The following is an 11,713-nucleotide window of genomic DNA, read 5'->3' as shown; positions in this document are numbered from 1 at the left end:
CTACTACAAGCGAGCCTTATGGATAGTTTGATTAAAAACTCATATATGAGGGGGAGCAATGGATATGGAACGTTTTGACCGAATTCACTTGATCGTATTGGACTCTGTAGGTATCGGTGAAGCACCGGATGCGGCTGATTTTGACGATGTCGGATCCGACACACTGGGTCATATCGCCCGCGAATGCGGCGGGCTCAACATGCCGAATATGGCAGCGCTCGGGCTGTCCAACATTCGGGAGATCGAGGGAGTCCCTGTCGCGGACAAACCTCGGGCTTACTATACGAAGATGCAGGAAGCTTCGAATGGCAAAGATACCATGACGGGTCACTGGGAGATCATGGGCTTGTATATCGATACGCCATTCCGCGTGTTCCCGGACGGATTCCCGGATGAGCTGATCCAGTGCATTGAAGAGAAGACCGGACGCAAGGTCATCGGCAACAAGCCGGCCAGCGGAACGGAGATTATCGAAGAGCTTGGCGAAGAGCACGTAAAAACGGGGGCTTTGATCATCTATACCTCGGCGGACTCCGTGCTTCAAATCGCTGCGCATGAGGATATCGTTCCACTGAAAGAGCTGTACGAAATCTGCGAATTCTGCCGCGAAATCACGCTGGAAGATCCTTATATGCTCGGCCGGATCATCGCGCGTCCGTTCATTGGCGAGGTGGGGAGCTTCAAGCGTACGGCGAATCGGCATGACTATGCCTTGAAGCCTTTCGGACGTACCACGATGAATGAAATGAAAGATGCTGGTCTAGACGTCATTGCTCTTGGTAAAATCTCCGATATTTTTGATGGCGAAGGCATTACGAAGGCAGTCAGAACCGTATCGAATATGGACGGCATGGACAAAATGGTGCAAACCCTGGGTGAATCCTTCAAGGGACTAAGCTTCCTGAACCTCGTGGATTTCGATGCGGTATACGGACACCGACGCGATCCAAAAGGATATGGCCAAGCGTTGGAGGATTACGATCAGCGCCTGCCCGAGGTATTTGAGAAAATGACGGAAAAGGATCTACTGATCATCACGGCCGACCACGGGAATGATCCGACTTACAAAGGAACGGACCATACGCGTGAATACGTACCGCTGCTTGTTTATTCTCCACGTTTTGCGGAGGGGAAGGAACTTCCGCTTTGCAAGACCTTTGCTGACCTTGGCGCCACGGTTGCCGACAACTTTGGCGTGAAGCTGCCAGAGCACGGAACAAGCTTTTTGAATGATTTGAAATAATCGAAAACGTGGAGGAATGGGACATGAGTACACATATTGGAGCGAAACCAGGAGATATTGCGGAGTCGATTCTGCTGCCAGGCGACCCGTTGCGAGCTAAATTTATTGCCGAGACGTATCTGGAGGATGTGACCTGCTACAACGAAGTGCGGGGCATGCTCGGATTTACGGGAACCTACAAAGGAAAACGCATCTCCGTGCAAGGTTCGGGCATGGGCGTGCCTTCCATCGGGATTTATGTCAATGAACTCATCCGGGATTATGGCGTCAAAAATTTGTTCCGTGTCGGAACATGCGGTGCGATGCAAGAGCACGTTCGTGTGCGCGACGTTATCCTGGCCCAGGCGGCTTGCTCGGATTCCGGCATGAACCGTCACCACTTTAACGGTTATGATTTCTCCCCGATCGCCAGCTTCCCGCTGTTGCTCGGCGCCTATGAGCGCGGCAAGGAGAAAGGCCTTAAGATGCATGTCGGTAACGTGTTCACGTCCGATGTGTTCTACCGTGAGGACAAATCAGTGGTTGAGAAGCTGATGCAGCACGGCGTGCTGGGCGTAGAGATGGAAACAACGGCCCTCTACACAATTGCCGCACGCTTCGGCGTAAATGCTCTGACGATCCTGACTGTAAGTGACCACTTGCTGACAGGGGAAGAGACTTCATCCGAGGAGCGCCAAACGACGTTTAACGAGATGATGGAAGTCGCATTGGATACGGCGATTTCGTTGTAAGGAAACTGTCCCTACGAAGCAGGCGGAATTGTTTTGAAAGAAGTGAAGCGGGGCAACAGCGATTGGAAGAACAATCCGCATTTGTAGTGCCCGTGGAAGGAACACAATCATCGCAAACAGTGAGGAGAATGTACGATGAGAATGGTTGATTTAATTGCGAAGAAGCGAGACGGCAAGGAACTGACAACCGAAGAGATCAATTTCTTCATCGACGGATATACCAAGGGAGATATTCCCGACTATCAGGTGAGCGCCATGAACATGGCGATTTATTTCCAGGACATGACCGATCGGGAGCGGGCGGACCTGACGATGGCAATGGTAAACTCCGGAGAAACGATTGATCTGTCCGCAATTGAGGGAATCAAGGTTGATAAACACTCCACCGGGGGCGTAGGCGACACCACGACACTCGTTCTGGCTCCGCTTGTAGCGGCACTGGATATTCCCGTAGCGAAGATGTCCGGACGCGGCCTCGGCCATACCGGAGGAACGATTGACAAGCTGGAGTCCATTGAAGGATTTCATGTGGAGATCAGCAAAGATGAATTTGTGAACCTTGTGAATCAACATAAAATCGCCGTCATCGGCCAAACCGGGAATCTCACCCCGGCGGACAAAAAACTGTATGCGCTTCGGGATGTGACGGCTACCGTTAATTCCATTCCGCTGATTGCCAGCTCCATTATGAGCAAGAAGATTGCTGCAGGCTCGAATGCGATTGTACTGGATGTTAAAACCGGAGCAGGCGCGTTCATGAAAACCGTGGAGGATGCCAGGGAATTGGCACACGCCATGGTTAGCATTGGCAACAATGTCGGCCGCAAAACGATGGCCGTCATTTCCGATATGAGTCAGCCGCTTGGGGTTGCGATCGGCAATTCGCTGGAAGTACAGGAAGCAATCGATGCGCTTCGCGGCGAGGGTCCGAAGGATCTGGAGGAGCTGTGCCTGGCTCTAGGCCGGCAGATGGTTTTCCTTGCTCAAAAGGCAGATTCGCTTGAAGATGCCGAAGAGATGTTAAGAGAGGTTATCCGCAACGGCAAGGCATTGGAGAAATTCAAGGAATTCATCCAGAACCAGGGCGGAGATCCATCCGTGGTGGATCACCCCGACCGACTGCCGAAGGCGCAGTATCTGATTGAGCTTCCTGCACAGCAGGACGGTGTTGTCGCGGAGCTGGTAGCGGATGAGATCGGTACCGCAGCGATGCTGCTTGGAGCCGGTCGTGCAACGAAGGAATCCGAGATTGACTTGGCTGTAGGCCTGATGCTGAACAAGAAGGTCGGCGATGCCGTGAAGAAGGGCGATTCCCTTGTAACCATTCATGCTAACCGCGAGAACGTAGATGACGTGAAGCAGAAGCTGTATGAGAGCATTCGGATTGCAGATCATGCGGATGCGCCAGTATTGATTTATGACATTGTGACGGAGTAAGGTGAAGCCTTAATCCGAAGCGATGTCATAAACGGAACACTGAGGACAACAGGGTGAGCATCCACTGCTTGTGCGAATCGCTCATCTAGTGCCTCATTTTCAAAGCTAAGCTGCAAACCTGCCTCCCGTTTTTTATAAACGGGGGCAGGTTTTTTTGGCGGTCCCCGTCATAAAACGGGTGGAAGCCCTCATAAGATGGTAGTGGGGAAAACGTAAGGCATTTAACGGGAGAGGGAGATGTGTAGCCCGGGCAAGAGTCATCCTGCTTGAAGGAGGCTTTTGGCCATGACCATCGATCAGTTGATTGCTTTGCTGGCACTTATCGTTATGATCATCGGACTTGCGGTGAAGAAGGAGTCTTAACCTGTAAAGTCCGGGAGGGCTGCTGCTAAGTAGAAATTCTACTGATGCAGCAGTCTTTTTCTTTCTAATAGGTTGATAGAGTTCGATATAAGTCATATACTTAGATTGCAATGTTCTCCATTATTCATCATTTATTGGGAGGAAACTATGCTATATTTTGCAGCGTTTGTCATATCTATGGTGCTGGTATTGGTCCTGATTCCGCCATTTCGCAAGCTTGCGATCAAGCTTGATTTTGTGGACAAGCCAAGGCCGGACAGCGAGCGGAAAATACACCGCGAGCCGATACCGCTGACGGCGGGAATCGCCATATTTATCGGATTTTTCATCACTTATTTTGCACTTACCGGTGTCATTTCAAGGGAAGCGGTAGGTATCTTTATCGGTAGCGCCTTGATTCTCGGGATTGGCCTCGTGGACGATTGGTATAAGTCCCAGGGCAAGGAGCTGGCATCGCTGCCGAAGCTCATTGTACAGGTCAGCGCAGCCGTCGTTGTATACAGCTATGGCATCGCGTTTGAAGGATTCAACAATCCGTTTACGGGTCAGTATATTAACCTGCCGGAATGGCTGCAGCTCATCTTAACGATTCTGTGGATATTCGGTGTAACGACAGTCATTAATTTCTCGGATGGCATCGACGGTCTTGCCGGAGGACTCTCCGCCATATCCGGAGGTACGCTGTTTGTTGTGGCGATTACGCTGGGCAGAGGCGAGTCCGCGCTCCTCGCTGTCATTCTTGTAGGTGCCGCGCTAGGATATCTAAAGTACAACAAGCCGCCGGCCAGAGTGTTTATGGGGGATGCCGGAGCCACTTTCCTTGGGTTCATACTCGGGATTATTGCTCTGGATGGTGCGTTTAAAGGGGCAACCCTGGCGTCCTTATTCGTTCCAATCTTCGCACTGGGCGTGCCGATCTTCGATAATATCATTGTAGTCATCCGCAGAATGCTTCAGTCGAAGCCGATCTATCAGGCCGATGCATCCCAGGCGCATTATCGTTTGCTGGCAACGGGACTCAATCAGAAGCAGACGCTAGTATTTCTGTGCTTGCTGAATCTCTGTTTCGGTCTGGCTGCCATCATACTTGCGATGAATGGCGGTGCTTGAGGAGTTTAAGCCTGCCATAAGCTTTATCCAGTGCGTTATTAAAGTCTCGTCTCCAAATGGATGTTGGTGGCGGGACTTTTTTTTAGAGATAAGAAAGTATAAACTTCAGAGGCTTACCATCCTTATCTCGCAAGAAAAACTTCCGCTAAATGCGGTCTGTCTTCTGAGAAAGTACGTCGATAGACGTTTTTTTTATTACAATGGTAGAAGGTATACGAAGCAGGAGGTCTGTGGATGAATGACATGACAGGGAAAATCATCATCGTGACAGGAGCGAACTCCGGAATGGGCCTGGCGACAACCGTGGAGCTGGCCAAAGGGGGAGGGCACGTCGTCATGGCTTGTCGGAGCCAAGCCAGAGGAGAAGCGGCTCTTCGGCAAGCGTTACAAGAGAGCGGCAGCTCGAAAATTGAGCTGATGACATTGGATTTGGGCTCTTTTGATAGCATCAGAGTTTTTGCTTCCGACTTTAAGGCCAAATACGATAGGCTCGATGTATTGGTAAACAACGCGGGTGTGGTCACCCTCAAACGGGAATTGACGCAGGACGGATATGAAGCCATGATGGGGGTCAATCATCTGGGGCATTTTTTACTGACGAACGAGCTCCTGGAGCCTCTTCAGCGTGCCCGCCAGGGGAGGGTTGTGAACGTATCCTCTGGCGCACACAAAGTGGGCAGCATCCACTTGGATGACCCTAATCTCGGTAAAGGATTCAATGTGGTCAAAGGTTATGCGCAGTCCAAATTGGCGAATATTTTATTTACGAAAGAGCTGGCTCGTCGGCTGCAGCCGACAAAGGTAACGGTCAATGCGCTCCATCCCGGTGCAGTGAGTACCAGCATTGGCGTGAACCGGGATACAGGCTTTGGCAAAGCGGTCCATAAGCTGCTTGGTCCGTTCTTTCTAACCGCGCAGGAAGGTGCGCGGACAGCGATTTACTTGGCTTCAAGCCCTGAAGTAGAGCATGTGACAGGGGAATATTACGTTAAATGCAAACCGGCCAAGACCACCGAGAAGGCAAGGGATCCGAAACTTGCCGCTCGCCTGTGGGCATGGAGTGAACAACAGGTAGGTTGGAAGTCGGACAAGGGTCGATGAACTTATGCATTTCAAGAAGGCTCGGTTCTATGAGTGAGGCTAAATCTGATTGATCCGATAAGGGCATGATCGGACTACAAGGAACGACGAGACCAATCGGCCCATTAGTATGGTGACGACTAACAGTAAATGAAGGTCCATGCTGGCGAACAAATAAACGGGATATCTCCAGATCAACATGATCTTGGGATATCCCGTTTCATTTTACGATCGATGTTCATGATAGGCCATAGAAGCACGAAATATGCTACTTCGTCGTTTTCATATCGATCGCGCTGCGAACAAATCCGCTGGTACCGTCAAGGAGTTTGGACGCTTCTACGGCATTGACATTAGCCAGAAGCATCACGATGGCGGTTTTGACATGGGCGCCCGATTCATGGTATGCCTTCTCAACAGCATCCTCAGATGCTCCCGTTGCCAGGGTGATGATGCGTTTGGCGCGATGCACAAGCTTGTTATTGGACGGGTTGAGGTCGACCATTAGGTTTTTGTACACTTTGCCGATTCGAATCATGGCGGTCGTTGTCAGCATGTTCAGAATCAGCTTTTGCGAAGTACCGGCCTTCATCCGCGTGGAGCCCATGATCACTTCCGGTCCGACAACAGCTTCGATCACAAAATCCGCGTACTGATGCATCGGCGATTCGTAGTTATTGCAGAGTCCGATGACAACGGCTCCACACTCCTTGGCGCGTCTCATTGCACCAAGAACATAGGGCGTGCGGCCGCTTGCAGCGATGCCGATGACAACATCCTTCTCGTTGATCCCGTTTTCATGGATATCCTGTTCACCTAACTCCTCGCTATCCTCGGCACCTTCGATAGCTTCCTTCACGGCTCTGAAACCACCGGCGATCAATCCCTGCACCATAGAAGGGTCTGTCCCGTAGGTAGGCGGACACTCGGATGCATCCAGAATCCCGATTCGACCGCTGGTTCCGGCACCTATATAGAACAATCTGCCGCCCTTCTGGAAAGCCTCTACTACGAGATCTGCCGCTCTGGCTATAAGAGGAATAAGCTCGCGGATCGCATCGGTGATCAGGCTATCCTCGCTATTGATGAGGATCATAATTTGTTCTGAGCTCAACTGATCAATGTTCTGCGTATTTTCATGAGGCTGTTCGGTTGTCAATTGACTTAGAATATTCGTCATGAGACAGGTCTCCTTTTTTGCCTTGGAATATGGACGGGCACTGATGTAAAGCTACAGCAAGTCAGAGACGCCGTCTGTAAATAGCTTGCAGGCTAACAGGGCCGCGCCATGGGCGGGTGTACGTTCACGATTTCCTTCGGGGAACCGGAGGCGGGGATAACGCGTTAGCAGAATGCTAGTGTACGTTTCCCGAAACGATTGCGAATGTTTGAAGATCGAGCCGATCCGCACGAGTTCACTCTCTGCGAATTCAGCTTGCCGCCTGATGAGAGCGCTTGTTGTATCGGCCAGTTCTTCTGCCTGCTGCCGGATGATACGGTTTGCCGCTTCATCACCGGCTTCGGCTGCTTCTATGCAGCAGCGGGCGAAGGAAGCGATATCCTGTTTCGTTATAGCGGGCTGGTAAATGTAAGATTTGAGATCGGTAATATGCTGGAGAGGATAGGCTGCAACAATCAGGTTGCTCATGATGGTGGGTGGCAAAATGCCCTCGTGGCTCTTAATGACAGATTTTAGAGCCTGAAGTCCGATCTGATAGCCGCTGCCTTCGTCTCCGAGAAGATGTCCCCAGCCACCGACGCGGTGGATGTCTCCCGATTTGGTTATAGCATAGGTATTGGATCCGGTTCCCGAGATCGCAAGTATTCCATACTGACGTTCCAGTACGGCCATTAATGAAATTTCGGCTTCCGAGCGCATGTAAATACGCATCGAGAGCTGCCGCTGCTGGAAATAGGAATGAAGGAAGGACTGAACACGACGTCGTTCTTCTGCAGAGCTTACACCTGACATTCCAAGACATATTGATGTGAATATTAATGACTTATTAAAAAGAGGTGCCAGAAGCCCATCCAACACCGTTCGGAGTTCCTCCATCGCTTTATCAAAGGTTACAATGTAGGGATTGGTGGAACCTCCGGTAAACCGGGACAACACTTCTCCAGCGCTGTTGATAGCGGTTGCTTCGGTCTTGGTACCGCCACCATCCACACCGATAAAAATTTCCATATTGAACCACTTCGCTTTCTATAACCAGTATAGGAGAAAACAGAAGTGTTGTAAAATAAAATTTTAAATCATGAATTATGTATTGAAATATAATTTCATACAATTTATAATAAACTCAATCCACTGATATTGAAAGCGATACCAGTCATGCTTTCATTCAAGTTGTGTAAAGTAATGTTACATATGAATGATCATCAGAGGATTATTTGTAAAGGGGGGCAAGAAATGAACGGCGGATTGGTTCGATTGCGTGAGGTGTATGATTCATTAAATCCGTCCGAGCGCAAAGTTGCAGCCTTCATTTTGCAGGAACCGGCAGAGATGATACAGATGTCGGTCGCGGATCTTGCAGTCCGAAGCGGTTCCAGTCAGGCTGCCATAGTACGCCTGTGCAAAACGATGGGTTTCAAAGGCTATCAGGATCTGAAGCTGAAGGTAGCTGGAGATTTGCAGGAGCCATTAGCCACCGGGTATCAGGATATCCGGCCCAATGACAGCATTTCTGCAATTATACAGAACGTCTCGAACAACAACATTCAATCGATTCGGGATACGATGAAGATTATGGAGGAAGGGAAGGTAGAAGAGGCCGTTCTGGCCCTCGATCAATCGAAGCGCATTTTCATGTTCGGGGTAGGGGCTTCCAATCTGATCGGGATGGATGCTCAACAGAAATTTTTGCGGATTAATAAGGTATGCATATCTTTTCCGGATCCACATGTTCAGCTCACCTCGGCGGTACTGCTGACGCCAGATGATACGGCCGTATGCATTTCCTACTCCGGTGAAACGGATGAAGTGATCCGCGCAGCAGCCATTGCGAGGGAGAAGGGGTGCAAGACGATTGGCATTACCAAATACGGTGATTCTACCTTGAGCCGATCGGTAGACATTCCCTTGTACACCTCTTCCACGGAGAACGAGATTCGCAGTGGCGCGATGTCCTCTCGTATTACGCAGCTTAATCTTATCGATATTTTATATCTGGGCGTCGCCAGTCGGAATTACGAGAATTCAGTGAAATACCTGGATGAGAGCCGGCAAGCGATCAAGCGGTTGTAGTTGATAGCGAAAACCACAAATATATAAATGATAAGGGGAGTAGTACATGAAGAAAAAAGGTTGGCTTACATTGTTGGCTTCTTTGATGCTCGTGTTTACCGCAGCTTGCGGCGGATCCGGCGGGGCGAAGACTCCGGAAGGCGGATCCGGGACCATTTCGGAAGGAAACGGTGAGGCCGCACCGAAGCAGGATACGGTTGTCGTCTGGACTTATCCGGTTCATGGTAAATACGAAGATGAGTTGAAAGAGCATGTGGCGGATTTGAAAGAAAAATATCCGCACATTACGGTCCAAACCGAAGTGCTCTCCTGGGCTGAAGGTCCGAAGAAGTTCGACGTGGCCTTGAATGCCGGTAACCCGCCTGACCTCTATTTCCACGCAGTGGATGGAGCTTATGTGGATACGGGCCTTGCACTGGAGCTTTCCCCTTATATTACAGACGAGATCAAAAACGACTACCTGCCGGGAACGCTTGAGCTGGGCCAAATCCAGGGCAAACAATATGGACTTCCGCTGTACCAATCCCTCTGGGCTTGGGGCGGCAACAAGAAGATCCTTGAAGAAGCAGGCATCGACTGGAAGGCTATTCAAGAGAACGGCTGGACTTGGACCGAATTTAAGGCAGCTGCCGAGAAGCTGACCAAGAAGCTCCCGAACGGAAATACGCAGTATGCGCTTGTGACGGACGGTACTTCCCTGGACTTCATGGAAATGCTGACACGCAGCAACGGCATGCCGGACGTTCTGAACGATAAAGGCGAGTTTCAATGGAACGACGAGCGGATTCTGGACACGATGACATTCGTGTCCGATCTGATGAAAGCCGGGCATTTGCCTGCCGAGACTGCCGCGCTTACGCCGGCGAAACGGATGGATCTGTTCTATGCAGAGGAAGCCGCGGTTGTGTCCAAAGCGATTCCTTACTACGATGTGATGCTCCAGAACCGCGCGAAGGATATTGACAGCGGTACGGTCCAAGGCGCGAAAATCGAGTTCGTCCTGCTGCCGGTTCCGCATAATGACGGGGCGGAGCGCAAGACATCCATGTTTGGTGAAGGCTATGTCGCTTTCAAACAGAAGAAGGATAAAGGCGAAGAGCATGCGAAGAACACGTTCCTGATCATGGAAGGACTGAGCGGCGCGAAAGCCGGCAATTCCGCGAATGAACTGGTGTTGCCTTTCGTTCGCAAATCCCAAGCGGAGTTTTATGAAGGCAAAGGACTCGGTACGGAATCCACAATTAAAGCAGCGGAAATTTTCGCAAACTTCAAAGAAATTCCGGTGACCCTGAACCTCGATGCAGATGCCTCAGGCAACCAGAAGAAGTTCAAGGAGCAAGTGGTGAAGCCGAACATTCAGGCGCTGTTTTCGGGAGAGAAGACACCGGAGCAGATCGCACAGGACTTCAAGGATAAAGGCAAACAAATTTTAGGACAGTAATTGAAGTTATAAGGGGGTGTCCCGTTGTCCTTAGCAGGAACAAAACGGGTCACTCCCTTTTTAAACCAACCACTCCAGGCTTCAAAAGGCTTCATGAAAATACTTCACCTGTGCGCAAAGGAGGAAATCAAATGCAGACTGCCCCGGCGCAAACCCGGCCCTCGCGTCCCCCAATGAAGGGTTATCTACGCGAATATGGATGGGCGTATTTATTCATTCTGGCTCCCGTACTGTTGTTCTTGGTATTTACACTTTACCCTGTTGCCTCCGCTTTTCTGATGAGCTTTCAGGAATACAGCGTGATGGGCTCCGAATGGATTGGAACGGACAATTACACACGGATGGTACAGGATGAAGTGTTCTGGAAATCCATGAGGAATACGGTTTTATTCACGATCGGTACCGTTCCGGTTAACATTGTCATCACGTATGCGTTATCCTTTTTTATTTTTCAGATGAAGAATAAATGGCAGACGTTCTTCAAGGCTACGATGTATTTGCCGGCCGTTGCTTCCGGCGTCACCATCTCGGTCGTATGGCTCGCGATTTACGATCCGACCCATGCGGGGCTGTTGAATCGCTTCATTGGATTGTTCGGATTTGACCCGGTCATATGGCTCGGCAAATCGAACACCGCACTCTTTTCGCTCATCTTGATGAACTGGCTCGGTTCTCATGGTGCGGGCATTATTCTGTATTTGGCTGCCATGGGCGGGATTCCCAAATCCCTCTATGAAGCTGCGGATATTGACCATGCAAGCGGTTGGTCCAAATTCTGGCGCATTACGTGGCCGCTGATGAAACCAACCACGTTGTATCTGCTGGTGACGGGTGTCATTACGTCCTTCCAGGTATTTATCTCGGTGTATCTGATGACGCAGGGCGGTCCGAACTTCGCGACGACAACCATCGCCTACCTGATTTACAGCACCGCCTTCAACTTCTATGAATTTGGACTCGCAGCAGCGCAATCTTTTGTATTAGCCGCATTGATTATTGTCATTTCCATCATTCAGTTCAAATACTTCTCGTCCGACGTGGAGTATTAATGCATATTT

General features: G+C 50.3%; 10 protein-coding genes. 8 read left to right on the top strand and 2 right to left on the bottom strand.

The window, feature by feature from the left end:
• Positions 1 to 64 precede the first annotated feature (64 nt).
• The 5 genes from deoB (at position 65) to NYE54_RS29990 (ending at position 5,985) form a co-directional block, all read left to right on the top strand.
• The gene (gene deoB / locus NYE54_RS30010; protein WP_339268218.1) at positions 65 to 1,243 is read left to right on the top strand and encodes a phosphopentomutase; all 1,179 of its coding nucleotides are present in this window, start codon (positions 65 to 67) and stop codon (positions 1,241 to 1,243) included.
• A gap of 23 nt (positions 1,244 to 1,266) precedes the next feature.
• Entirely contained in the window at positions 1,267 to 1,974 is a 708-nt protein-coding gene (gene deoD / locus NYE54_RS30005; protein WP_076325327.1) for a purine-nucleoside phosphorylase, read from the top strand.
• Between the two features lie 135 nt (positions 1,975 to 2,109).
• Complete coding sequence (locus NYE54_RS30000; protein ID WP_339268215.1) at positions 2,110 to 3,411, top strand: pyrimidine-nucleoside phosphorylase; 1,302 nt, start codon at positions 2,110 to 2,112, stop codon at positions 3,409 to 3,411.
• 510 nt (positions 3,412 to 3,921) lie between these two features.
• Positions 3,922 to 4,884, top strand: a complete 963-nt coding sequence (locus tag NYE54_RS29995) for an MraY family glycosyltransferase (RefSeq protein WP_076325329.1) — start codon at positions 3,922 to 3,924, stop codon at positions 4,882 to 4,884.
• 234 nt (positions 4,885 to 5,118) lie between these two features.
• Positions 5,119 to 5,985, top strand: a complete 867-nt coding sequence (locus NYE54_RS29990) for an SDR family oxidoreductase (protein ID WP_339268213.1) — start codon at positions 5,119 to 5,121, stop codon at positions 5,983 to 5,985.
• A gap of 247 nt (positions 5,986 to 6,232) precedes the next feature.
• On the opposite strand, the gene murQ is transcribed toward NYE54_RS29990, so the two are convergent.
• Complete coding sequence (gene murQ / locus NYE54_RS29985; RefSeq protein ID WP_339268212.1) at positions 6,233 to 7,144, bottom strand: N-acetylmuramic acid 6-phosphate etherase; 912 nt, start codon at positions 7,142 to 7,144, stop codon at positions 6,233 to 6,235.
• 51 nt (positions 7,145 to 7,195) lie between these two features.
• The gene (locus NYE54_RS29980) at positions 7,196 to 8,152 is read right to left on the bottom strand and encodes a BadF/BadG/BcrA/BcrD ATPase family protein (protein WP_339268210.1); all 957 of its coding nucleotides are present in this window, start codon (positions 8,150 to 8,152) and stop codon (positions 7,196 to 7,198) included.
• A gap of 225 nt (positions 8,153 to 8,377) precedes the next feature.
• Between NYE54_RS29980 and NYE54_RS29975 the strand changes: the two genes are divergently transcribed.
• The 3 genes from NYE54_RS29975 to NYE54_RS29965 all read left to right on the top strand — a co-directional run bounded on the left by NYE54_RS29975 (position 8,378) and on the right by NYE54_RS29965 (position 11,704).
• The gene (locus NYE54_RS29975) at positions 8,378 to 9,214 is read left to right on the top strand and encodes a MurR/RpiR family transcriptional regulator (RefSeq protein WP_076325332.1); all 837 of its coding nucleotides are present in this window, start codon (positions 8,378 to 8,380) and stop codon (positions 9,212 to 9,214) included.
• Between the two features lie 46 nt (positions 9,215 to 9,260).
• Positions 9,261 to 10,655 (top strand): extracellular solute-binding protein, encoded by a 1,395-nt coding sequence (locus NYE54_RS29970; RefSeq protein WP_339268208.1) that lies wholly within the window; start codon positions 9,261 to 9,263, stop codon positions 10,653 to 10,655.
• 131 nt (positions 10,656 to 10,786) lie between these two features.
• Complete coding sequence (locus NYE54_RS29965) at positions 10,787 to 11,704, top strand: sugar ABC transporter permease (RefSeq protein WP_339268207.1); 918 nt, start codon at positions 10,787 to 10,789, stop codon at positions 11,702 to 11,704.
• Positions 11,705 to 11,713 lie beyond the last annotated feature (9 nt).

The organism is Paenibacillus sp. FSL K6-1330 (assembly GCF_037976825.1).
Classification (GTDB): domain Bacteria; phylum Bacillota; class Bacilli; order Paenibacillales; family Paenibacillaceae; genus Paenibacillus_AQ.
This window is presented reverse-complemented; position numbering and strand designations above follow the sequence as displayed.

Excerpts from the sequence above, each read along its gene's own strand:
- deoB (WP_339268218.1), top strand. The coding sequence starts at position 65 with ATGGAACGTTTTGACCGAATTCACTTGATCGTATTGGACTCTGTAGGT.
- deoD (WP_076325327.1), top strand. The coding sequence starts at position 1,267 with ATGAGTACACATATTGGAGCGAAACCAGGAGATATTGCGGAGTCGATT.
- NYE54_RS30000 (WP_339268215.1), top strand. The coding sequence starts at position 2,110 with ATGAGAATGGTTGATTTAATTGCGAAGAAGCGAGACGGCAAGGAACTG.
- NYE54_RS29995 (WP_076325329.1), top strand. The coding sequence starts at position 3,922 with ATGCTATATTTTGCAGCGTTTGTCATATCTATGGTGCTGGTATTGGTC.
- NYE54_RS29990 (WP_339268213.1), top strand. The coding sequence starts at position 5,119 with ATGAATGACATGACAGGGAAAATCATCATCGTGACAGGAGCGAACTCC.
- murQ (WP_339268212.1), bottom strand. The coding sequence starts at position 7,144 with ATGACGAATATTCTAAGTCAATTGACAACCGAACAGCCTCATGAAAAT.
- NYE54_RS29980 (WP_339268210.1), bottom strand. The coding sequence starts at position 8,152 with ATGGAAATTTTTATCGGTGTGGATGGTGGCGGTACCAAGACCGAAGCA.
- NYE54_RS29975 (WP_076325332.1), top strand. The coding sequence starts at position 8,378 with ATGAACGGCGGATTGGTTCGATTGCGTGAGGTGTATGATTCATTAAAT.
- NYE54_RS29970 (WP_339268208.1), top strand. The coding sequence starts at position 9,261 with ATGAAGAAAAAAGGTTGGCTTACATTGTTGGCTTCTTTGATGCTCGTG.
- NYE54_RS29965 (WP_339268207.1), top strand. The coding sequence starts at position 10,787 with ATGCAGACTGCCCCGGCGCAAACCCGGCCCTCGCGTCCCCCAATGAAG.